Below are 22,113 nucleotides of genomic sequence, written 5' to 3' on the forward strand. Positions count from 1 at the left end.
CGCCCCTTCGGCCCGTGGCGGTCGAAGTCGCCCGTGGGGCGGGGACACGGAGGAGGGTCCCCGCAGGACGAGGCGCGACCTGGGCCGTCTTGCCGGGACAGGCCAGCACGCGCCGAGCCGAGGAGACCCTCCTGCGGGGCCCCGGCCCACACCACCAGCCCCGCCGGCGTTTGAGGCGCAGCCCCGGGCGCAGCCCAAGTCGTACCGCACACCGCCGAGCACCCCGCAGGGGCACGGCGCAGCCCGAGCCGTACCGCGCACCGCCGAGCACCCCGCAGGGGCACGGCAGCCCGAGCCGTACCGCATACCGCCGAGCACCCCGCAGGGGCACGGCAGCCCAAGTCGTACCGCACACCGCCGAGCACCCCGCAGGGGACCCCGCAGGGGACACGTACCCTCCCCGGAGGGGCGAAGTACCCCCATCCGCAGACCACTCCGGAGGAGACATGGCCTCACTCGTGCACGCCGCCCGGGCGACCGGCATCGCCACCCTCACCCTGGACTCCCCGGGCAACCGCAACGCCCTCTCCGCCGACCTCGTCGCAGAACTCCGTACCGCCCTCGCCACCGCCTCCGCGGACCCCGGCGTCCGGGCCGTCGTCCTCACCCACACCGGCAACACCTTCTGCGCGGGCGCCGACCTCAAGTCCCCCTGCGATCCGGCCGACTTCCTCGCTCTGCTCCGCGAGATCGCCGAGCTGCCCGAGCCCGTGGTCGCCCGGGTCACCGGACACGTCCGGGCCGGCGGCCTCGGGCTGCTCGGCGTCTGCGACATCGCCGCCGCCGGGCCGCGGTCCTCGTACGCCTTCACCGAGACCCATCTGGGCCTGGCCCCCGCGGTGATCTCCATGCCGCTGCTGCCGCGCCTCGACCCGCGTGCCGCCTCCCGCTACTTCCTCACCGCCGAGGCCTTCGACGCCGCCGAGGCCGCCCGGATCGGCCTGCTCACCCTGCACGCCGCCGAGGGCGAGGACGTGGACGCGGCTCTGGAGCCCGTACTCGCCGGCCTGCGCAAGGCCTCCCCGCAGGGACTGGCCGCCACCAAGGCGCTGACCTCCGCGGCCGTGCGCGAGGCCCTCGCCCGCGACGGCGCCCGACTCACCGAGCTGTCCGCCGGACTCTTCGCCTCCGCCGAGGCCCGCGAGGGCATCACCGCCCGCTTCGAGCGCCGGGAACCGTCATGGTCGCTGTGACGGGCCCCAAGCAGGCGCGTAGCCGCGTCACCCGCCGCCACCTCCTGGAGGCGGCCGTGTCCTGCCTGGCGGAGCACGGCTGGGCCGGATCCACCGTCTCCGTCGTCGCCGAGCGGGCCGGGGTCTCCCGTGGCGCCGCCCAGCACCATTTCCCGACCCGCGAGGACCTGTTCACCGCGGCCGTCGAGTACGTCGCCGAGGAGCGGTCCACCGCCCTGCGCGACCTGTTCCACGCCGGCCCGGCCGCCCGCCCCGTCGTGGTGGAGGCACTGGTCGACCTGTACACCGGCGCCCTGTTCCGGGCCGCGCTCCAGTTGTGGGTGGCCGCCTCCAACGAGGAGCAGCTGCGCCCCCGGGTCACCGAACTGGAGGCCCGGGTCGGCCGCGAGACCCACCGCATCGCCGTCGAGCTGCTGGGCGCCGACGAGTCGGTGCCGGGCGTACGGGAGACCGTGCAGGGCCTGCTGGACATGGCGCGGGGCCTCGGCCTGGCCAACGTGCTCACCGACGACACGGCCCGCCGGGCCCGGGTGGTCGCCCAATGGTCGCGGATCCTGGACGCGGTCCTGGGCTGAAGCGGCGGGAACGCGCAGGGCGCCGCACCCCGCACGCGGGATACGGCGCCCTGCTCGTGCACCTGTCAGGCGGTGTCGGCGATGTCCGCGTAACCCTCGATCTCCTGCGGGTTGCGCCGGCCCGGTCCGATGTAGCGGGCCGAGGGCCGCACGAGGCGGCCCGTGCGCTTCTGCTCCAGGATGTGCGCCGACCAGCCGGCGGTCCGGGCGCAGCTGAACATCGACGTGAACATGTGCGCCGGAACCTCGGCGAAGTCCAGCATGATCGCGGCCCAGAACTCGACGTTCGTGGCGAGCACCCGGTCGGGACGGCGCGCGTGCAGCTCCTCCAGCGCGGCCTTCTCCAGCGCGGCGGCAACCTCGTAGCGCGGCGCGTCGAGCTCCTTGGCCGTGCGCCGCAGGACGCGGGCGCGCGGGTCCTCGGCGCGGTAGACGCGGTGCCCGAAGCCCATCAGCCGCTCGCCCTTGTCGAGGGCCTTCTTCACGTACGCCACGGCGTCGCCGGTGCGCTCGATCTCCTCGATCATGCCGAGTACGCGGGAGGGCGCCCCGCCGTGCAGCGGCCCCGACATGGCGCCGACCGCGCCGGACAGCGCGGCGGCGACGTCCGCGCCGGTGGACGCGATCACCCGCGCGGTGAAGGTGGAGGCGTTCATGCCGTGCTCGGCGGCCGAGGTCCAGTACGCGTCGACGGCCTTGACGTGCCGCGGGTCCGGCTCGCCCCGCCAGCGGATCATGAACCGTTCGACGACGGACTCGGCCTTGTCGATCTCCCGCTGCGGCACCATGGGCAGGCCCTGGCCGCGGGCGGACTGGGCGACGTACGACAGGGCCATCACGGCCGCGCGCGCGAGGTCGTCCCGGGCGGTCTGCACGTCGATGTCCAGCAGCGGTTTCAGACCCCACACGGGGGCGAGCATCGCGAGTGCGGACTGCACGTCGACACGGATGTCACCGGAGTGGACCGGGATGGGGAAGGGCTCGGCGGCCGGCAGGCCCGGGTTGAAAGCACCGTCGACCAGCAGGCCCCAGACGTTCCCGAAGGAGACGTGGCCGACGAGGTCTTCGATGTCGACCCCCCGGTAGCGGAGCGACCCGCCTTCCTTGTCGGGCTCGGCGATCTCCGTCTCGAACGCGACGACCCCTTCGAGCCCGGGTACGAAGTCGGACATCAGGCGGCTCCTCAGATAGTGCGAACACGCGCGGCTCCCGGCGTGACTCGCGGTCCGGCGCGGTCATCCCCGTTGATGCCCGGCACGGCCGTCGGTCACCCACTCGGGGACCTTCGGACCGGCCCCAAGATTTTGGCCGTTCCGCCCCGACTGCGGAAGCGTGACATACGGCACACCGTCGCCGGTCCGGCTGCGGCAGGATGGCGAGCGTGACCGATCAGGACATTGACCCCGCCATGATGCGCAAGCAGTACCGCTCGGAGATCGTCGACGAGGGGAGCCTCGCCGAGAATCCGATGGACCAGTTCGCCCTCTGGTTCCAGCAGGCCGCCGACTCGCACCTCTTCGAACCGAACGCGATGGTGGTCTCGACGGCCACCCCCGACGGGCGACCGAGTTCGCGGACGGTGCTGATGAAGCAGTTCGACGGCCGGGGCTTCGTCTTCTTCACCAACTACGCCTCCCGCAAGGGCCGCGAGCTGGCCGAGAACCCGCACGTCGCCCTGCTCTTCCCCTGGCATCCGATCGCCCGCCAGGTGATCGTCACCGGTACGGCGGCCCGGATCGGCCGCGACGAGACGGCGGCGTACTTCCGCTCCCGCCCGCACGGCTCCCAGCTGGGCGCCTGGGCCAGCGAGCAGTCCAGTGTGATCGAATCCCGCGCGGAGCTGGACCGGCGCTACGCCGAGCTGGAGGCCCGCTACCCGGAGGGCGAGCAGGTGCCGGTCCCGCCGGAGTGGGGCGGCCTGCGCGTGGTCCCGGAGGCGGTGGAGTTCTGGCAGGGCCACGAGAACCGCCTGCACGACCGCCTGCGCTACGTCCTGGACGGCGACACGTGGCGCATGGAGAGGCTCTGCCCGTAGGGCCGATCGGCCCGGAGAACGCAGACGACCCGCGGGCTCGGGTTTCTCTCCTGCAGTGAGAGAAGCCGGCCGGACGTACCGGCGAGCCCGCGGGTCGGGTGACTGCTTGGGATTGGCGCCGGGCGATCCGCCGGGCACCGCACTGGGTGCGCTACTGACGACGGGCCCTAGCCCGCAGCCACCTCACGCGTCCGGTTTCCGTGCATTGCGGCAACCACCTCCCTTCTCGTGTACGTCCGAGCCTAGGCAGGCACCGCGGTCGCCACAACCGTTTTATTTCTCCGGCGGGAGGACCCGCTCCTACGTCGCCTGAGCGGATTTCCCGCACCTAATCCGCCGAAAGCGGTGTGGGGTGCGTCACGTTCCAGTTCAATGATCTGACGTGCCGCACACGCGAACACCTGCAGGGGGTCCCAGGTGAGTGCTTACGGACGTGACGAGACCGCCGACGATCTGCTCGCCGCGCTGTTGGACGGGATGGACGCCGCCTTGTGCGCGTTCGACTCCGACGGGGTGATCACCCACTGGAACCGGGAGGCCGAGCGGATCCTCGGCTGGACCTCCGCCGAGGCCGTGGGGCGCAAGGGCTTCGAGGGCTGGGCAGTGCGGGCCGCCGACGCGCACGACGTCCAGGACCGGCTGATGTCCGCCCAGCACGTGCCCGGCCGCCAGGTGCACGAGTTCGCGCTGCTGACCAAGGACGGCGGGCGCGTCCTCGTACGGACCCAGTCCGCCGGGGTGCCGGGCGCGGACGGGAAACCCGCCGGGGTGTACTGCGCCTTCAGCGAGGTGCACGCCCAGATCGACCTGGAACGCTCCATCGCGCTGAGCGAGGCCCTGATGGAGGACGCCTCGTGGGGCGTCGTCCTGGTCGACGTAGACCTGCGGCCCGCCGTGGTCAACGCGCACGCCGCCCGCGCCTTCGGGAGCGGCCGCACCGCACTGCTCGGACGGCCCCTGGGGGAACTGCTCACCCAGGGCGTCGAGGAGCTGGAGGGCGCGCTGCAGCACGTGCTCGCCGAGGGGGCCCCGCCCGCGCCGGTCGAGATGTGGGTGTCGGTGCGCACGCCGGAGGGGGTGCGGCGCAGGTGCTGGCGGTGCGGGTTCCTGAGGCTGGCGTCGCCGCTCGCGGAGGAGCCGGTACCACTGGGTGTGGGCTGGCTGTTCCAGGACGTCACCGAGGCCCGTCAGGAGCAACTGGACACCGCGCAGCTACGGTTCCGTTCGCACCAGCTCCATCGCGCGGGGCGGGCCGCCGCCGAGTGCGAGGACCCGGCCGAGGCGGCTGCCGTACGCCTGGACTTCGCCCTCGCCGGCTTCGCCGAGTACGCGCTGCTGGACGTACTGGATCCCACGGCCGACCCGGAGCGGCGCAGGCTCGTACGGTCCGCGGCGTCGCCTCCGGGGCTGCCGGGGCCCGGATCGATCCCGGTCCGGTACGTGGCCGGGCACCCGGCGTTGCAGGCCCTGGACCGGATCGGTTCGGTGCGCACCAGTGCCCCGCGGGGGGAGGCGGACGCGGAGTGGGCGCGGGTCCGCCGGTGGCCCGAGGGCGCCGCGCACGTGCTGTGCACGGTGCTGCGCAGCCGGGGGCGGACCCTGGGGGTGCTGACGTTCGTGCGCGGGCCCTCGCGGGTGGCCTTCGAGCGCCCCGACGCGGAGTACGCGGAGGAGGTCGCGGCCCGGGTCGCGGCCGATCTGGACCTGGCGGCGCCTCCGGACGGCCGCCGCCCGGAGGGGACGGACTGAGGGACGGGCGAGGGCGGCTCAGTGCCGGAAGAAGATCCGGTCGCCGTACTCCTGCATCACGCGGCCGTTCCACTCGTGGCCGCCGTCGACGTTGCCCGAGCGCAGCAGCGGGGGTTCCACCCCGCGGGCGGCGAGCTCGCCGGCCGCCGTCGCCATGACCGCCTGCATGATCGCGCTGGTCACGACGGTGGAGGCGGGGGCGAAGGGTGCGTCGATGCCGTCGATGCTCAGCTCGGCGTCACCGACCGCGATCTTGCTGTCGAGGACGACGTCGCAGTGGTCCTTGAGGAAGGTGCCGGAGAGGTGTCGGGACTTGGTCTCGGTCGCGTACGCCACCGAGGTCACGCCGATGACCTTGAGGCCGATGGCGCGGGCGTTCATCGCCATCTCGACGGGCAGGGCGTTGCGCCCGGAGAGGGAGATGATCACGAGGACGTCGCCGTCGGAGGCGGGACTGCTGTCGAGGACGGCGCCGGCCAGGCCGTCGACCCGTTCCAGGGCGCTGCCCAGGGTCGCGGGCATGACGTCGATACCGGCGGTGCCCGGGACGGCGAGGAAGTTCATCAGGGCGAGGCCGCCGGCCCGGTAGACGACGTCCTGGGCGGGCAGCGAGGAATGTCCGGCGCCGAAGGCGAAGAGCCTGTTGCCGGCCGCGACCGCGTCGGCGATGAGGGAGCCGGCCTCGGCGATGTGCGGGGCCTCCTCGTCCCGTACCCGCTCCAGCAGACCGATGGCGGCATCGAAGAACTGACCGGCCAGCTTGCTCTCGCTCATACGCCGATGGCCCTTCCAGGGGTGGGGGAGCGTCCGTGTCCGCCGCTCACCGTGCGGTCTGGACCAAGGGCGTGTCAATACGAACGTCAATCCCGCGCCGAATGCTCTGGTCGCACGCCCCGGACAACCCCGGACGATCTTCCCGGGGATGTCCGGGAGATGTCCGGGAGCGGTCTTGACCCACGGCACGGGACGGTTGTCGGCCCGATGCGTCAGAATTGGGGGCAGGGCCAGCGCACGCAATCCGAGGGGCACGAATGTCCGGACTGATCGATACCACGGAGATGTATCTCCGCACCATCCTCGAGCTGGAAGAGGAAGGCGTGGTCCCTATGCGCGCCCGGATCGCCGAGCGGCTCGACCAGAGCGGTCCGACGGTGAGCCAGACGGTGGCGCGCATGGAGCGCGACGGCCTGGTGGCCGTCGCCAGCGACCGTCACCTGGAGCTGACGGAGGAGGGCCGCCGACTGGCCACGCGTGTCATGCGCAAGCACCGGCTCGCGGAGTGTCTGCTCGTCGACGTCATCGGCCTGGAGTGGGAGCAGGTGCACGCGGAGGCCTGCCGGTGGGAGCACGTGATGAGCGAGGCGGTGGAGCGGCGGGTGCTGGAGCTGCTGCGTCACCCGACCGAGTCGCCGTACGGGAACCCGATCCCGGGGCTGGAGGAGCTGGGTGAGAAGGCCGAGGCGGACCCGTTCCTCGAGGACGGCATGGTCTCGCTGTCCGAGCTCGCCCCGGGCACCGAGGGCAAGACGGTGGTCGTCCGGCGGATCGGCGAGCCGATCCAGACGGACGCCCAGCTGATGTATACGCTCCGGCGGGCGGGCGTGCAGCCCGGCTCGGTGGTGAGCGTGACGGAGTCCCCGGGTGGTGTGCTGGTCGGCAGTGGCGGTGAGGCTGCCGAGCTGGACGTCGAGGTCGCCTCGCACGTGTTCGTGGCGAAGCGCTGACCCCCGGCGCGTCGGCGTTCGCGTCGGCGTGGAGCGGATGTGTCCGATGGACGGTTCCGTACGGGCCGTGATCCAGGGGTCCTGCCCCACGGGTCGTGACCCGTACGGATGACCAGCCCTTGGTGTGGGCGGTCCCGGCGCCTTTCGGCGCCGGGACCGGTCCTCCCCTTGTGACCTGGAGCCCCGAGCTCTCAAGGTCGTCCCCTTCGGACCGTCTTCCCCGAGCGGCCCGCCTCCCTGTTGAAAGGATCTCCATCGGCAGCGGCGGCCAATCCTTGAGCAAGGTCACTCGAAAGAGCGGTGTTGTGGGCGAGAAACCCGTTTTCGAATACGGGTTCGATAGTCTGGCGGGGAGCGAAGGGGGTGCATCTGCGGTGGTACAGCGCGTCGATGTGACAGGGGCCGACGGAGTCCGCCTGGCCGCCTGGGAGTTCCGCGAAGCGGCGGCCGAGCCCGACACCCGCCCCGGGGTGCTGTTACTGCACGGCCTGATGGGGCGTGCCTTCCACTGGGCCGGCACCGCCCGCTGGCTCCGCGAGCGCCGCCGCGTCGTGGCCCTGGACCAGCGCGGACACGGCCAGAGCGCCCGCCCGCCCGCCGCCCCCGACGGCACCCCCACCTCCCTGGGCCGCGACGCCTTCGTGGCCGACGCCGAAGCGGCCGTCGAGCAGCTCGGCCTCGCCCCCGTGACCCTCATCGGCCACTCCATGGGCGCCCTCACCACCTGGCAGCTCGCGGCCCGCCGCCCGGAGCTGGTGGAAGCCGTGGTCATCTGCGACATGCGCGCCTCCGCCCTGGGCGCGGCCTCCCAGCAGGAATGGGAGGACTGGTTCCACCACTGGCCCCTGCCCTTCCCCACCCAGGACGCGGCCCGCCGCTGGTTCGGCGAGGACGACCCCCGGGTGGAACGCCCCGATCCAGGCCGTGGCGCCTTCTTCGCCGAGGTCATGCACGAGGCCTCGGACGGTTGGCGTCCGGTCTTCTCCCGCCGCCAGATGCTGACGGCCCGCGAGACCTGGGTCCACGACGCCCACTGGGAGGAGCTCGCACAGGTCCGCTGCCCGACGCTGGTGGTCCGAGGCCTGGACGGCGAGCTGGGCCGGGCCGAGGCCCAGGAAATGGTCCGCGTGCTTCCGGCCGGCCAGTACGCGGAGATCCCCGACGCGGGCCACTACCTCCACTACGACCAGCCGACGGCCTGGCGCGAAGTCCTGGAACCCTTCCTCGACGGCATCAAGGCCGAAGCCCCCTGACCACGTCGACGGTTCCGCCCCCTCTCGCACCGGCAGGGGGCGGAACCGTGCGCAACGGTCCGCGGCCCGGCTGTCAGCGATCTGTCAGCGGGGTGTTCGGGTGCTGTCAGGGGGCGGCCTCATGGTGACGGCGTCGCCAGGCAAGCACCGAGAAACGAGGAACCCCCGATGAACGCCGTCGCCGCCCTGCAGCTCCTGATCGCCCTCGCCTTCCTGAGCATTCCCGTCGTCCGCAGCCGCTACGGCGCCGGCGCCCAGGCCGCCGTCGAGGCCGAGCTGGGGCGCCAGGGGGTGCGCACGAGCGTCATGGCCGAGAACGGCATGCGGCTCGACGCGGGTGGGCACGAGACCTGGGCCCCTGTCGGGATCGCGGTGGCCCTGGTCCTGCCCGCCGTGCTCGCGCTCGCCGGGAACGCGTGGAGCGGGACGCTCTCCTGGGTGGTCCAGCCGCTCGTCATCCTCGTGAACTGCGTGATCCTCTACTCGAACCTCACCGCGGTGCCGTCCGTGACCGCCGCCTTCGCCCGGTCCGAGGACGCCGAACTGCGGCGCATCGACGTCCGGGCCATGCTCCGCGCCGCCGAGGACGGCTTCCCCGACTGGGTGATGCCCTACCTCCAGAACCTCCGGCACGTCGTCGTCTTCGCGGGCTCGATCGCCGTACTCGTCCTGCTCGTCGCCCACTGACCCCGGACCCACGGGAACGGGCCGGCCTCCACCCCCGCGAGGGGAGGGAGGCCGGCCCGTTCCGGCGTCGTCGGCTTCGGCAGGCGGTCGGCCGACGGTGGTCAGCGGTCAGCCCTTGCTGACCGCCCACAGGATCTCCGGGAGCTTGCGCGCCACCGTCGGGGCCGCGAGCCGCAGGCCCGCCCAGGTGGCCAGGGTGCCCCAGGCCACCCCCAGCGGGAGCACGATCCAGGAGAGGTCCTGGTGGTCACCCGCCTTGACCCAGATCGTCAGGGCGATCACCGGGGTGGCGATCACCGCCGAGACCAGCATTCCGGAGAAGATGCCGCCCCAGGCGAGCCCGCCCTGCCCCGGGGCGACGTTCTTGAAGGCGCCGTCCGACGGGATCGAGTAGGGGAAGCGGGCCGAGGCCAGTGCCCCCGTGCAGAGCATCGAGCCCAGCAGGGCCAGGGCCAGGCCGGTGGCCGCCGGTAGGGCGGACCAGTCACCGATGATCGCGGCCGTGATCGCGGTGACCAGGATCGTGTACGGGACGGTGACCAGGGCCAGCGCGGCGGCCCGCGCCCGCAGTTCCACGTACGCGTCGCGCGTGGACGAGATGGTCTGCGCGACCATCCAGAACGCGGAGGTGTCCTGGCCGAACTGGTTGTACATCTGCATGCCGAGCATGCCCGCGCCGAAGCAGCCGAGGTAGACGGATCCCGTGCCCTGGAGGGCGTTGAAGACCGGGACGATCAGGCCGATCGCCAGCGCGGTCACCCAGGACGCCTTGGTCTTCGGGTCGCGGACGGCGTAGCGCAGCGTGCGCTGCATGGTCGCGCCCGTCCGGCCGGCGGGCAGCAGGGACCCCAGGCCGCCCGCCCCGCGGTCCTTCATCGGCCGGGCCGCCGCGATGGTCGATCCGTCCGGGGTGACCATCAGCTTGGTCAGGGTCCGCTCCCAGAACCACAGGAGGCCGGCCACGGCGGCCAGGGTCAGGGCCAGTTGGGCGGCCGCCACCCCGTACGCGCCCTCGCTCGCCGAGTCCACCATGCCGACGGCGGTCGCCGGCGGCAGCCAGCGCAGCACGGCCTCGGCGGGTTCCAGGGCAGCCAGGCCGCCCGCCTCGAACAGGCTCTGGCTGGCGAAGTTGGCGAGCTGCCCGCCCACGGCGATCAGCAGCCCGCTGAGCACGGCCAGGTCGCGCCCCTTGCGGCTGGTCAGCAGCCGCACGTTGGCCGTGGCCACGGCCCGCGCGAGGGCCACGCAGCCGAGCACCAGCAGGGGCGCGGCCACCACGCCCGCCACCGCGCCGGCGACGCCCCGCGCGACGGCCAGTACGGAGCCGACGGCCAGGCACAGCGTGAACAGCGGCCCGATGCCGATCAGCGAGGAGACGAGGAGGGCCCGTACGAGCGGACGCGGGCGCAGCGGCAGCATCACCAGCCGGCTCGGGTCGAGGGTCTCGTCCCCGGTGGGGAAGAACAGCGGCATGAAGGTCCAGCCGAGGGCCAGGACGGCGGCCAGTACGACGACGACGGTGCCCGCGTGGGCGTTCCCGTGCAGCAGGGCCAGGCCGAGCGTCACGAAGAAGCCGACGACCAGGGCCAGGGCGAGCGTCGAGAAGTAGGCGGCCTTGCGCTTCGAGGAGCCCTTCAGGCCGTTGCGCAGCAGCGACAGCTTGAGGCGGACGAAGACCGGGGTCAGCGGGATCGACGCGCCGGACGAGGCGGCTCCGACGGTACCGGTGGGCCCGCTGGACCCGGCGGGTCCCTTGGCTCCGGTGGCGGAGGCGGTCACGGTGCCGGCCGGGCCGGCGGCGGGGTCGGCGGGCGAGGTCATCGCGATCCCGCCCCGGAGCCGCCGAGCCACTCCAGCGATTCCCCGGCCGCGTCGCGCCCGTGCGCGCCGACCAGTTCGAGGAAGGCGGCCTGTAGCGAGGGCGCGGAGCCCCGTACGTCGGCCAGCGGGCCCGCGGCGCGGATCCGGCCGGCGGCCATCACGGCCACCCAGTCGCACAGCGACTCGACGAGCTCCATCACGTGGGAGGAGAAGATGACGGTGGCACCGGAGGCGGTGTAGCGCTCCAGCACCCCGCGGATGGTCTGCGCCGACACCGGGTCGACGCCCTCGAACGGCTCGTCCAGGAAGAGAACTTCGGGGTTGTGCAGCAGGGCGGCCGCCAGGCCGATCTTCTTGCGCATACCGGTCGAGTAGTCCACGACCAGCTTGTGCTGCGAGCCCGCGAGGTCGAGGACCTCCAGCAGTTGCGTCGCCCGCTTGTCGGTCTCCTCGCCCGGCAGCCCGCGCAGCCGGCCCATGTAGCCGAGCAGTTCGCGGCCCGACAGCCGCTCGAAGAGCCGCAGCCCCTCGGGCAGTACGCCGATCCGCGCCTTCACCTCGGTCGGGTCCGCCCACACGTCGTGCCCCGCGACGTGGACCCGCCCCATGTCGGGGCGCAGCAGGCCGGTCACCATCGACAGCGTGGTCGTCTTGCCCGCCCCGTTCGGGCCCACGAGTCCGATGAACTGCCCGGCGGGCAGCTCCAGGTCGATCCCGGCGACGGCCACCTGCTCGCCGAACCGCTTCCACAGACCTTCCACCCGCACGGCGGGCGGCGCGGATCGCGCGCCACCCGTGCCGTACGTCCCACCCGTCGCATCGCCCTGGTCCGGCATGCGCCTGCCTCTCATTACGTCCCCGTTGGTCGTTCCTTCTTCACCATAGGAGGAGGGGGAGAGGCTTGAGCAGTTACTTATGTCATCAGTTTCCGCCCTGATTTCGCATGTCCGGCGGGCGGTTCAGGAGGCCGGTTCAGAGGTCGGTTCAGAGGCCGGTTCCGGCGGGCGCGTGTCGTGGATCGCTCAGCCCTGGCGGCGCTTGCGGTCCGCCGCGGCCTCGCTGCCGCACGCGTACGCCAGCGCGTCGATCAGCTCCTCCGTGTCCGGCAGCCACCGGTTGGCCGGCGTGGGCCGGCGCGCCCACTGGACGGAGCCCCGGCCGCCGAAGCGGGTGGGCGGCGCCGCCACGTACTCGCCCTCGCCCCGCGCGACGAGGTCGATCGTGGCGGCCGGCCAGCCCAGCTTGCGCACCAGGTCGGGCACCTTGACGCCGGCGCCCGGCAGGACGAAGAACAGCATCCGGTGGTCGGGGGTGAGGGTGACCGGCCCGAGGGTGCGTTCCATCCGCTCCAGCCGGGCCAGCGCGAGGAATCCGGCCGACTCGGGCACGTCCAGCGCGTCGAACGTCCGGCCCGTGGGCAGCAGGATCGAGGCCTGCGGGTGCTTCGCCCAGATCCGTCGGACCTGCACCGCGCTGCCGGTGGCCTGCGCCGCCCAGTCCTTCACCGCCGGGTGGGCGCCGGGCGTCGGGCAGTCCGCGGCCCCGCAGGAGCACAGCTCGCGGCCGTCCGCGGGTTCCAACCAGGTGCCGGCGAAGACATCCCAGTGCCGTTCTTCCGCGTACCGCACGGCATGGTCCAGCAGCTGCTCGCCGCGCTGCTTGGGGATGGGTGCGGTCTCCGTGACTCCGATGGTCTCTTCCACGCCCATCACAACTCCTCGGGTCACCCGGGGTTACGGGCGTAAACCGAGGGGCGGCCGGAGCATCGATCCTGCATACGGGGCGCACTGATGCACGCGTGGGGGCGCGTAGGAGGCCGGGGCGCCGGAGTTGGGTAGCGACACGACGCAGAGCGGAAGATTCTCCGCACATCAGGCGGGAAGTGATCATTCCAACGGATCACCCGCGGTCAGCAGGGGGTTTTCATGGCAGCCAGGCCTCTCGTCGCCCGCCAGCCGAACGAACGGCTGCAGGCGCTCATCCAGGAAGCCGGGTGCTCCAACGCCGGGCTCGCCCGGCGCGTGAACATGTGCGGGGCCGAGCACGGCCTCGATCTCCGCTACGACAAGACCTCCGTGGCCCGGTGGCTGCGCGGCCAGCAGCCACGCGGTCGGGCTCCCGGAATCATCGCCGAGGCGCTCGGGCGCAAACTGGGCCGGACCGTCACCATCGACGAGATCGGCATGGCCAACGGGAAGAACCTCGCCTCCGGCGTCGGCCTGCAGTTCTCCCCGACCGTCATCGGCGCCATCGAGCAGGTCTGCGAGCTGTGGCGCAGCGACGTCGGCCGGCGCGACTTCCTCGCCGGCTCCAGCGTGGCCGCCTCCGCGCTCGTGGAGCCGAGCCGGGACTGGCTGATCACCGGGGCCGACACCCAGGTGGCCCGCAGCGGCGGCTCGCGCGTCGGCATGCCGGACGTGGAGGCGGTCCGTGCGACCACCGAGGCCCTCAAGGACCTCGACCACCGCTTCGGCAGCGGGCACGTCCGGCCGGTGGTCGTGCACTACCTCAACTCGGTGGTGTCCGGGCTGATCGGCGGCTCGTACCGGGAGCCCGTCGGGCGGGCCCTGTTCGCGGCGGTCGCCCGGCTGACCGAGCTGGCCGGCTACATGGCGGTGGACACGGGCCAGCCGGGTCTGGCCCAGCGCTACTACATCCAGGCGCTACGCCTCGCCCAGGCGGCGGGGGACCGGGCGTACGGGGGCTACGTGCTCGCGGCGTCCATGAGCCACCTCGCCGCCGAACTGGGCAATCCGCGGGAGATCGCGCAGCTGGCCCGGGCCGCCCAGGAAGGGACGCGCGGGCAGGTCACCCCGCGGGTCGAGGCCATGTTCTACGCGGCCGAGGCGCGCGGGCACGCCCTGCTCGGGGACACCCGGGCGACGGCGGTGCTGTCGGGGCGGGCGGTGAGCGCGCTGGAGCGGGCGGAGCCGGAGTCGGGGGACGACCCGGTGTGGATCCGCCACTTCGACGCGGCCTACCTCGCGGACGAGCTGGCGCACTGCCACCGCGACCTGGGGCAGGCGGACGCGGCGGCCCGGCGGGCGGAGGAGGCCCTGCGGGGCCTCCCGGCCGGCAAGGCGCGCCGCCGGGCCATCGGGCTGCTGCTGCTGGCGGCGGCGCAGGTGCAGCAGCGGGAGGTGGAGCAGGCCTGTCTGACGGCGACGCGGGCGGCGGAACTGCTGGAGGGGCTCCGCTCGAACCGGGGCGTGGAGTACCTGGACGACTTCCGGACGCGGCTGGAGCCGTACCGGGAGGAGGCGGCGGTGCGGGAGTTCGCGGCGCGGCTGGAGGTGACGGCGTAGCGGCGACCGCCGGAGCTCTCGACCCGGACCCCGGCCGGACGGGGTTCGGGGTGCTCTCCCGGTGGCGGTGCGTGACCGGGTAGCGTGACCGACGGTTCCGTAGGGTCGGGCGAGTCGGAGAAGGAGTCCCGGTGACGCAGAACGGACAAGGGGGCGCCCCCCAGCCGGGTGGCCCGTGGGGTCCGGACCCGGCGTCCGGGTATCCGGCGTACCCGGAGCAGCAGACGCCCCAGCAGGCGCAGCCGCAGTATCCGGAGCAGCAGCAGGCGTACCAGCAGCAGTCGCCGACCGGGGCCGCGTACGGATATCCGCCGGCCCATCCCGGCCCGGAGGCCACGCCCGGTCATGTGCTCGGGCCGGGCTACGAGGGGCCGGGGGAGCCGCACGGCTACGGCTACCCCCCGCTGCCCGAGGCCGCGACCCAGTACATCCCGCCGGTCCCGGCGGCTCCCGCCCATGAGGAGGCGGCGACGCAGTACATCGCGCCGGTTCCGGCGGCTCCCGCGCACGAGGAGGCGGCGACGCAGTACATCGCGCCGGTTCCGGCGGCTCCCGCGCACGAGGAGGCGGCGACCCAGTACATCCCGCCGGTCCCCGCCGCTCCTGCCGACGGGTTCGACGGACTCTTCCGGGGCGACGACTCCGCCGGGCACACCCAGCACCTGCCGCCCGTGCAGGAGCCGGTGCTGCGCCAACCGCCGCCGCGCCCCCACCCGCAGCGCCCGCAGCGCCCGCAGCAGCCCCAGTACCAGCAGCCGCATCCGCAACAGCCGCAGTACCAGCAGTCACACCCGCAGCAGCAGTACGCCCCGCCCCCGCCGCCCTCGGAGGCGGGGCGCAAGGTCTCGCCCGCGATCATCGCCGCGGTGGTCATCGGCCTGGCCGTCGTCGGGCTCGGCGTCGGTTCGCTGCTCGCCGACGACAAGCCGCAGAACAACGATCCGGGCGCGGTCGCCGCCGCTCCGACGGCGAGCGGCGGTTCCGCGGCCCCCGGTGGCGAGGCTCCGGTCGACCCGGCCCGCCCGCAGGCCGTCCAGCTGGACAAGCTCCTCGCGGACAGCAACGACAGCCGAGCCGCGGTGATCAAGGCCGTGGAGGACATCAAGGGCTGCAACAACCTCGACCAGGCGGCAGCCGACCTGCGCGACGCGGCCCGCCAGCGCGAGGAGCTGGTCACCCGCCTCCAGGAGCTGAAGCTGGACCAGCTCCCGGACCACGCGAAGCTGTCCGCGTCCCTGACCAAGGCCTGGCAGTCGTCGGCGGACGCCGACGACAGCTACGCGGCCTGGGCGGACGACGTGGACGACGACAAGTGCAAGGACGGCAAGGCCAAGGCCACCAAGAACGCCAACGACGGCAACCGGTCGAGCGGCGAGGCGACGAAGGCCAAGGAGTCCGCCGCGACCATGTGGAACGCGATCGCGGGCAAGTACGGGCTCACCAAGCGGGACAAGTCCCAGCTCTGAGACGGGTCACGGGTCGACCCGGGTCCCGGGGGCGGGTCCCGGGTCGGGGCCGGGCTCGCGTCAGGCCGTGGGCGGGGCCGTCACCAGGGTCGGGGTCATGTCCAGGGACCGCTCGCCGGGCTGCGCCACGAGCCGCCCGGCCTGCACGATCTGGAAGGTGACCTGGCCGTTGACGATGCGGGGGAAGCCGGCGACGGCGCGCATGTCCTGGTAGCGCCAGCTCAGCTTCGGGGTGAGACCGCCGGTGTCGACCGGCTGCGACTCGTTCAGGGCGCGCTTGACCTTGTGGCCGGTGAGCTGCTCGCCCTCCTCGAACCGCTTGAGGACCTCGCTGAGCACGGTGTACGCGATCCAGGTGGTCTGCGCCCCGCTGTCGTCGGGGTCGACCGTGTCGTCGCCGAAGGCGAACTCGGAGACCACCTTCCGCATGGGCTCCCAGAGCGGATCGGCGGCCACCGGGTACCAGCTGGTCAGGTACGCGCCCTCGAAGGGGCTCTCCTTGCCGCCCGTGCGGTCCACCAGGGCCTGGCTGACGCTGCCCAGGACGGAGGAGATCTGCGGCTTCTTGCGCTGGGCGTCGGTCCGGCGGAAGGCGTCGAAGAAGGTCTCGGTGCGCTCGCCGAGGACGGCGGTCACGCAGCCCTTCTCCTTTTCCTTCTCCTTGCCGGTGCCGCTGGTGTGCGCGAGGGCCTCGCGGGCCTCGGGGCCGAAGTCGGCCGAGTCCTCGGCGGCCCGGATGTCGTAGGCGTCCGCCATCTTGTTGGCCCGCAGCCCGGCGTTGAGCAGGACCGGGAGGGTGTCGCCCGCGAGGGTGTCGGGACGGACCAGGGCGACCTGGTTGCAGGCGCGCCCCAGCTGGTGGCCGGCCCCGGCGATCAGGACGGGCTGGCCGCCGTTGATCGGGTAGGACAGGGGGGACTGGAACTCCTCGGAGGAGACTCCGTAGCCCCCGATGAAGGGGATGCCCTCCGCCTCCAGCGGTGCCATGAAGGCCCGGCCGTGCTGACTGTAGGAGCCGACGACGGCGACGGCCTTCTCGGCGACGGCTTTGCGGGCGCAGTCGGCGGCGCCGGAGGCGGAGTTCTTCTCGTTGCAGGTCAGTACGCGAAGTTTGCGGCCGTTGATCCCGCCCTTGGAGTTGACCCAGCGCTCGTACGCCTTGGCCATGCCGGTCATTCCCGGCATGTTGGTCGCCTTGGTGTCCTCCGGCGCGAAGGTCAGGACGGTGACGGTGGCCCCGGAGCCCCCCGAGCCCCCGGGGAGCGCCCCGCACCCGCCTATGAGACACATACCCAACGCCGTGGCCACGAAGGTGCGGGAGAGGGACACGGCGCGTCGCGAGTTGGTCATGTCCATGCACCATTCCGCCCCACCGGTAACTGTCGAGTGAGATGGACACAACATCGGGTGACGTCCAGGTGAATTACGGGGGCACGTCCCCGCTCCCCGTGGGCGCTTCAAGATCGCGCTGACCAGGAACGTACGATCGAAAGCGTGACATTCGCCCAAGGTTCGACGAACCCTTCCCGACGCGGTGGCCGCTCCTCCACCATGGGCGGCATGCCCCTCAACGACATGCCCTGGTGGCGCTGGCGCAGCAACGTGCGCTCGGCGCTGCACATGCTCTCCGACCCGGTCTTCCACGAGGACACCTGGCTGACCGGCGACGAGGCGTACGGCGACATCACCGACGCCGTGTACCGGCTCGTCGAGGACACCTGGCTCGACAGCTGGTCCGCCGAGAAGTACGTCGGCACGATCTTCCGCGACTCGCAGGAGGCGGCCGTCGTCGACCTCGCCGTGCTGCGGGTGCTCCGCATCCTCCACCAGGTCGGGCCCGACGCCCCCGTCTCCGCCTACCTGGAACACCACGCGTGGCCCGAGGCGGTACGTGCCGCGCGCGAGGCCCACGTACGGTTGGCGGAAGCCGACGGGGACGACCCCGATGTGCGGCCCACCTCGCTGGATGCGTTGAAGATCCTCACCCGCGCGGTGTGAAAGGCTGTGCGGTCATGAGCGACCCGCACACCGAGGCCCAGGCCCAGCCCCAGTACGTCCTGACCATGTCCTGCCCCGACAAGCAGGGCATCGTGCATGCCGTGTCGAGTTACCTCTTCATGACCGGATGCAACATCGTGGACAGCCAGCAGTTCGGAGACCGGGAGACCGGGCTCTTCTTCATGCGGGTGCACTTCGAGGCCGAGCCCCCGGTGACGGTCGAGAAGCTGCGCGCCAGCTTCGCCGCGATCGGCGACTCCTTCAAGATGGACTGGCAGATCCACCGCTCCGAGGAGCGCATGCGGATCATCCTCATGGTGTCCAAGTTCGGGCACTGCCTGAACGACCTGCTGTTCCGTTCGAGCATCGGCGCCCTGCCGGTCGAGATCGCGGCCGTGGTCTCCAACCACACCGATTTCGCCGAACTGGTCTCCTCCTACGACATCCCGTTCGTGCACATCCCCGTCACCAAGGACACGAAGGCGGAGGCGGAGGCACAACTGCTGGAGCTGGTGCGCGCCGAGAACGTCGACCTGGTCGTCCTGGCGCGTTACATGCAGGTGCTCTCCGACAAGCTGTGCACCGAACTGAGCGGGCGGATCATCAACATCCACCACTCGTTCCTGCCGAGCTTCAAGGGCGCGAAGCCGTACCACCAGGCGCACGCGCGAGGTGTGAAGCTGATCGGCGCGACCGCGCACTACGTGACGGCGAACCTCGACGAGGGGCCGATCATCGAGCAGGAGGTCGAGCGGGTGGGCCACGAGGTGACGCCGGACCAGCTGGTGGCGATCGGCCGCGACGTGGAGTGCCAGGCGCTCGCGCGCGCGGTGAAGTGGCACAGCGAACACCGCGTCCTCCTGAACGGCGCCCGCACGGTCGTCTTCGCGTAGCGAGCCCAGCCCGGCCGCACCACGCCGGGCAATTCAGCCCCGCCGGCGTTCGAGGCGCGGGGTCCGGGGCGGCGCCCCGGAAGGCCGGGCCGCACAGATCCACCGAGCCTCGCACCAGCGGGTCCGGGCGGGTCGGGGCAGGTCCGGACGGTCCGCCCGGGTCGGCGGGGCCGAGGCCCCGCCGTCCTCCGCCGAGCGCGCCGCAGGCGTCACGCGTCGGGGGCCTCCACACCGCAATAGCCCGCGAAGGCCGCCAGGATCTCGTCCTCCGAGATGCGGCCGTCGCTGTCCGCGTCCAGGGCGGCCGCCACCTCGGTGGCCAGCTCCGGGGCGGTGCCCAGCACGCGCAGCACCCGGGCCGCGTTCGGTGGGGTCGCGCCGCCGCCGTCCTCGTCCGCCACCGCGATCACGGCCCGCAGGAACGGCCGCGCGATCTCCGCGAACCGCTCCGGGTTGTCGCGCAGCCGCTTCGCGGCCCCGGTGATGAACTCCTCGCGGGACACCCGCTGGTCCCCGTCGACGTCCGCGATGCCGGCCATGCCCTGCCAGAAGGCCTCGGCGCCCGCGAAGACGGCCTGGCCCTTGTCCGACCGGGCGGTGGTACCGAATTCGGCCAGGACGGCCTTCGCGGCAGCGCTGAAGTCCTCCCGGTCGATATAGCCGGACCCGTCCTGGTCGAAGGTGGCGAATCGGGCGGCGATCTTGCGCTCGTATTCTGCGCTGTCCATTTCGGCGTTCCGCCTTCACATGTGCAGTGGGGTTCAGATCAAGACAAGGCAGGAGCGTAAGGCCTACGTGGCCTGTGCGTTAAGCGAAGTGGTCAAGGAGGCGGCCGCATCGAACCCGCGCACGGGGAGCGCGGTGGGGCGCGTACACCTGTCCCCATGTGCCGTCACCCGTACCACCGTTCACGCCCTGCCACGCACCTATCACGCAGGGCGCACTTCCAGGGTGAGGTTCTTCCAAAACAGGCGCGATACGCCATGTGCCCACTACATTCGATGCGTCGACACACGGCTGGGGGCATTCATGCCGAAGGACGCACCACCGCGCTGGGACCGCCGCATGCAGCAGCGACTCGCCCGTGGCGAGGCCGCCGCGCTCGGGGAGCTGTACGACCGCTTCGCCTCGCTCGTGCACAGCCTGGCGCACCGGGTACTGGGCGACGAGAAGGCGGCGGACCGGATCACCCGAGAGGTCTTCGGGTACATCTGGGAGAACCCGGACGCCTACGACCCCAAGCAGGGCTCCATGCGCTCCTGGGTCGCCCGGATCACCCAGGGCCAGGCGGTGGCCCGGCTGCGCCAGGCCGAACTGGGCCGGGGCTCCCGCGAGGAGCTGGAGCAGAAGGTGCGCAGCGCCAACGCGGCCGCCCGCGCCGACTACATCGTCACCTCGATGCCCGCGCCCCTGCGCGCCGCGCTGGAACTCGCGTACTTCAAGCGGCGCGACTACCGGCAGGCCGCCGCCGACCTGCAGATCAGTGAGGACGAGGCGCGGCGCAGGCTGCGGCTCGGACTGCAGCTGCTGTCGACGGCCAACGCCCTCCCGCAGGAGGAAACCGCCCGGTCCGGATATGGAACGCCTCGATGAACGGCCCTCCCCAGTCGCCCGATGACGGATACGAGCGTCTCGGCGGGCAGGCGCGGATACCTGGTCCGCGCGGGGCCGCCGACGACCTCGACCCGGGACGCGCGCCGAGGTCGGTGCCGCCGCTGCCCCCGATGCCGTCGGCTCCGATGCCGCCGACGCCTCCGCCGACGCCGGCCGAGCTGCCGCCGGTCGCGCCGCCTCCGCCCTCCCACGCCGTGCTGAAGTCCCTGCTCGGGGCGTGGGCCCTGGCGGCCTGCTCGGCCGAGGAGACCCAGGCGGTGGAGGACCACCTCACCGAGTGCGCGCCCTGCGCGGAGGAGGCCCTGCGGCTGCGCGACGCGGTGGGGCTGCTGCACCCGGAGGAGAACCTCGACCTGAAACCGCTGCTGCGCTCGCGCGTCCTCGAGGACTGCCTGGGCAAGCGGCCGGCCCGCATTCCGGTGCCGGTGTGGGCGAGTCCGTACGACACCGAGACCGCGCGGCTCGACGCGCTGCTCCAGGACTTCGGGGACTCGGAATGGCACACCCCGGTACGGCTCAAGTGGTTCGAGGAGGAACGGCGCCGGTCGCAGCGGACCACGGTGGCGGGGGTGATCGGCCACCTGCTCACGGTCGACGGGTTGATCGCCTCGGCGCTCGGGCTCGACGACCCGCTGGGGCCGGACGCGCCGAAGGGCGGTCCGACCGTGCGCACGGAGCACTTCTGGGGCGCGTCGGTGAACCCGATCACGCGGCAGGTCCGCGACCCGTGGCGGGAACAGGGCCACACGCTGGTCCGTACCGTCTCCTTCGCCGGCCGGGGAGTCGCCGAGCTGGCCGTGGACTACGGCGGCTTCGCCCTGCCGCTCGGCGACGCGTTCCTGGAACGCGCCTTCGAGTGCTGGGTACACGCGTGGGACATCGCGGAGGCGGTGGACTACCCGTACGAACCGCCGTCCGGGCCGCACCTGCACGGGATGATCGACCTGGCGGCGCGGCTCCTGCCGGGCGCGCTGGCGCAGCGTCGGCGCGCGGGTCTGGCGGCCCCGGTCCGGGGCCTGGTCGCGGCGGGCGCGCCGGGGCGGACCCTGCACCTGGAGATCGAGGGCTCGGGCGGCGGAGGTTGGGACATCGCGCTGGACTCACCGGGAGCGAAACCGTCGCCGGAACGCACGGTGGCGGAGATCGCCCTGGACGGCATCGAGTTCTGCCAGCTGGCCGCCGGGCACATCTCCCCGGAGGAAGCGGCGGTGGGCCAACACGGCGACCGCGAGGCGATCCGCGACGTCCTGTTCGCGGCGGCGTCGCTGAGCAGGCTGTAGGGGGTCGGGGGTACGGGGCCTTGCGCGGGACGGGGCCTTCACCCCCGGGTGCGGGATGGGTCCGGGGCGGCGGGGGCCGCTCGGGCGGGACCGTGAAGCCGGGCGGGGGTGTGGTGTGCGGAAGCCGGCCGGGCGGCATCAGGGGTGGGTATGGGGGTTTCCCGTCAGTCCCATCGTCCCTCCGGGTCGGGCCGGTCCCTCAAGGGCGCTCCTCCTTCGTCGTCGCGTCGCTTCGCGATGGCCTACGGCCACCCTTGACCGACCGTCCCGCCCCGGAGAAACGAAAGCCTGCCGAGAAGCCCCCAAAAGAACGAGCCGGTCCAAGGTCATAGGGACGGGGCGATCAGAGATGTCCGACCCGGTCGGGCGTGGGGGCGTTCCCGAGACGGGGCCCATGGGAGCAGCGCGCGGTGTCGGGGGAAGCGCGTCCGATCGCTACGCGCTCCTCACCTCTCGGCGTCCGCCGACCGTCTTGGGCTGGACATAGGCCGCCCACGAGCTCGGTCCGTTGCCCGACCTG

The 22,113-nt window shown here is 72.6% G+C and carries 20 protein-coding genes; 13 read left to right on the top strand and 7 right to left on the bottom strand.

Annotation, left to right across the window (positions count from 1 at the left end):
- Positions 1 to 446 precede the first annotated feature (446 nt).
- Positions 447 to 1,193, top strand: a complete 747-nt coding sequence (locus ACGFYY_RS37625; protein WP_393716548.1) for an enoyl-CoA hydratase family protein — start codon at positions 447 to 449, stop codon at positions 1,191 to 1,193.
- Positions 1,181 to 1,768: a TetR/AcrR family transcriptional regulator gene (locus ACGFYY_RS37630; protein WP_365275903.1), complete on the top strand. Its 588-nt coding sequence runs from the start codon at positions 1,181 to 1,183 to the stop codon at positions 1,766 to 1,768. Before ACGFYY_RS37625 ends, ACGFYY_RS37630 begins: the two co-directional genes overlap by 13 nt.
- Positions 1,769 to 1,833: 65 nt before the next feature.
- Here the strand turns inward: ACGFYY_RS37630 and ACGFYY_RS37635 are convergent, their stop codons facing one another.
- A complete protein-coding gene (locus tag ACGFYY_RS37635) occupies positions 1,834 to 2,940 on the bottom strand; it encodes a citrate synthase 2 (RefSeq protein WP_365275901.1) in 1,107 nt (368 codons plus the stop codon).
- 200 nt (positions 2,941 to 3,140) lie between these two features.
- Here ACGFYY_RS37635 and pdxH point away from each other — a divergent pair, with 200 nt between their 5' ends.
- Both pdxH and ACGFYY_RS37645 read left to right on the top strand, forming a co-directional pair.
- On the top strand, positions 3,141 to 3,803 hold the full coding sequence (gene pdxH, locus ACGFYY_RS37640) for a pyridoxamine 5'-phosphate oxidase (RefSeq protein ID WP_393716551.1): 663 nt from the start codon (positions 3,141 to 3,143) through the stop codon (positions 3,801 to 3,803).
- Between the two features lie 417 nt (positions 3,804 to 4,220).
- Positions 4,221 to 5,552 (top strand): PAS domain-containing protein, encoded by a 1,332-nt coding sequence (locus ACGFYY_RS37645; protein ID WP_393716553.1) that lies wholly within the window; start codon positions 4,221 to 4,223, stop codon positions 5,550 to 5,552.
- Between the two features lie 18 nt (positions 5,553 to 5,570).
- Here the strand turns inward: ACGFYY_RS37645 and ACGFYY_RS37650 are convergent, their stop codons facing one another.
- Positions 5,571 to 6,326, bottom strand: coding sequence for an SIS domain-containing protein (locus ACGFYY_RS37650; protein ID WP_393716555.1), 756 nt, complete (start codon positions 6,324 to 6,326; stop codon positions 5,571 to 5,573).
- A gap of 257 nt (positions 6,327 to 6,583) precedes the next feature.
- Here ACGFYY_RS37650 and ACGFYY_RS37655 point away from each other — a divergent pair, with 257 nt between their 5' ends.
- The 3 genes from ACGFYY_RS37655 (at position 6,584) to ACGFYY_RS37665 (ending at position 9,216) form a co-directional block, all read left to right on the top strand.
- Positions 6,584 to 7,276: a metal-dependent transcriptional regulator gene (locus ACGFYY_RS37655; RefSeq protein WP_365275889.1), complete on the top strand. Its 693-nt coding sequence runs from the start codon at positions 6,584 to 6,586 to the stop codon at positions 7,274 to 7,276.
- Positions 7,277 to 7,650: 374 nt separating this feature from the next.
- The gene (locus tag ACGFYY_RS37660) at positions 7,651 to 8,529 is read left to right on the top strand and encodes an alpha/beta fold hydrolase (protein WP_393716557.1); all 879 of its coding nucleotides are present in this window, start codon (positions 7,651 to 7,653) and stop codon (positions 8,527 to 8,529) included.
- 168 nt (positions 8,530 to 8,697) lie between these two features.
- A complete protein-coding gene (locus tag ACGFYY_RS37665) occupies positions 8,698 to 9,216 on the top strand; it encodes a hypothetical protein (protein WP_393716559.1) in 519 nt (172 codons plus the stop codon).
- Between the two features lie 108 nt (positions 9,217 to 9,324).
- On the opposite strand, the gene ACGFYY_RS37670 is transcribed toward ACGFYY_RS37665, so the two are convergent.
- The 3 genes from ACGFYY_RS37670 to ACGFYY_RS37680 form a co-directional block, all read right to left on the bottom strand.
- Complete coding sequence (locus ACGFYY_RS37670; protein ID WP_393716561.1) at positions 9,325 to 11,037, bottom strand: transporter; 1,713 nt, start codon at positions 11,035 to 11,037, stop codon at positions 9,325 to 9,327.
- Entirely contained in the window at positions 11,034 to 11,873 is an 840-nt protein-coding gene (locus ACGFYY_RS37675; protein WP_365275862.1) for an ABC transporter ATP-binding protein, read from the bottom strand. Before ACGFYY_RS37675 ends, ACGFYY_RS37670 begins: the two co-directional genes overlap by 4 nt.
- A gap of 186 nt (positions 11,874 to 12,059) precedes the next feature.
- Positions 12,060 to 12,740, bottom strand: a complete 681-nt coding sequence (locus ACGFYY_RS37680; protein WP_365275909.1) for a bifunctional DNA primase/polymerase — start codon at positions 12,738 to 12,740, stop codon at positions 12,060 to 12,062.
- Positions 12,741 to 12,962: 222 nt separating this feature from the next.
- Between ACGFYY_RS37680 and ACGFYY_RS37685 the strand changes: the two genes are divergently transcribed.
- Together ACGFYY_RS37685 and ACGFYY_RS37690 are read left to right on the top strand one after the other, a co-directional pair.
- Complete coding sequence (locus tag ACGFYY_RS37685) at positions 12,963 to 14,342, top strand: transcriptional regulator (protein ID WP_365275859.1); 1,380 nt, start codon at positions 12,963 to 12,965, stop codon at positions 14,340 to 14,342.
- 131 nt (positions 14,343 to 14,473) lie between these two features.
- Complete coding sequence (locus tag ACGFYY_RS37690) at positions 14,474 to 15,808, top strand: hypothetical protein (RefSeq protein WP_393716564.1); 1,335 nt, start codon at positions 14,474 to 14,476, stop codon at positions 15,806 to 15,808.
- Between the two features lie 60 nt (positions 15,809 to 15,868).
- Here ACGFYY_RS37690 and ACGFYY_RS37695 read toward each other — a convergent pair whose 3' ends face one another.
- Positions 15,869 to 17,158: an ABC transporter substrate-binding protein gene (locus tag ACGFYY_RS37695; RefSeq protein WP_393716566.1), complete on the bottom strand. Its 1,290-nt coding sequence runs from the start codon at positions 17,156 to 17,158 to the stop codon at positions 15,869 to 15,871.
- Positions 17,159 to 17,359: 201 nt separating this feature from the next.
- On the opposite strand from ACGFYY_RS37695, the gene ACGFYY_RS37700 reads away from it, so the two are divergent.
- Both ACGFYY_RS37700 and purU read left to right on the top strand, forming a co-directional pair.
- Entirely contained in the window at positions 17,360 to 17,806 is a 447-nt protein-coding gene (locus tag ACGFYY_RS37700; RefSeq protein ID WP_030774087.1) for a hypothetical protein, read from the top strand.
- A 14-nt stretch (positions 17,807 to 17,820) separates the two neighbouring features.
- The gene (purU, locus tag ACGFYY_RS37705; protein WP_365275851.1) at positions 17,821 to 18,699 is read left to right on the top strand and encodes a formyltetrahydrofolate deformylase; all 879 of its coding nucleotides are present in this window, start codon (positions 17,821 to 17,823) and stop codon (positions 18,697 to 18,699) included.
- A gap of 209 nt (positions 18,700 to 18,908) precedes the next feature.
- Here purU and ACGFYY_RS37710 read toward each other — a convergent pair whose 3' ends face one another.
- Positions 18,909 to 19,427 (bottom strand): EF-hand domain-containing protein, encoded by a 519-nt coding sequence (locus ACGFYY_RS37710; protein WP_030774093.1) that lies wholly within the window; start codon positions 19,425 to 19,427, stop codon positions 18,909 to 18,911.
- Positions 19,428 to 19,728: 301 nt separating this feature from the next.
- Between ACGFYY_RS37710 and ACGFYY_RS37715 the strand changes: the two genes are divergently transcribed.
- Positions 19,729 to 20,292, top strand: a complete 564-nt coding sequence (locus ACGFYY_RS37715; protein ID WP_030732432.1) for a sigma-70 family RNA polymerase sigma factor — start codon at positions 19,729 to 19,731, stop codon at positions 20,290 to 20,292.
- The gene (locus tag ACGFYY_RS37720) at positions 20,289 to 21,593 is read left to right on the top strand and encodes a zf-HC2 domain-containing protein (protein WP_393716569.1); all 1,305 of its coding nucleotides are present in this window, start codon (positions 20,289 to 20,291) and stop codon (positions 21,591 to 21,593) included. Before ACGFYY_RS37715 ends, ACGFYY_RS37720 begins: the two co-directional genes overlap by 4 nt.
- The last annotated feature ends 520 nt before the right edge of the window (positions 21,594 to 22,113 follow it).

The sequence above is a fragment of the Streptomyces sp. NPDC048331 genome, assembly GCF_043201215.1.
GTDB lineage: Bacteria > Actinomycetota > Actinomycetes > Streptomycetales > Streptomycetaceae > Streptomyces.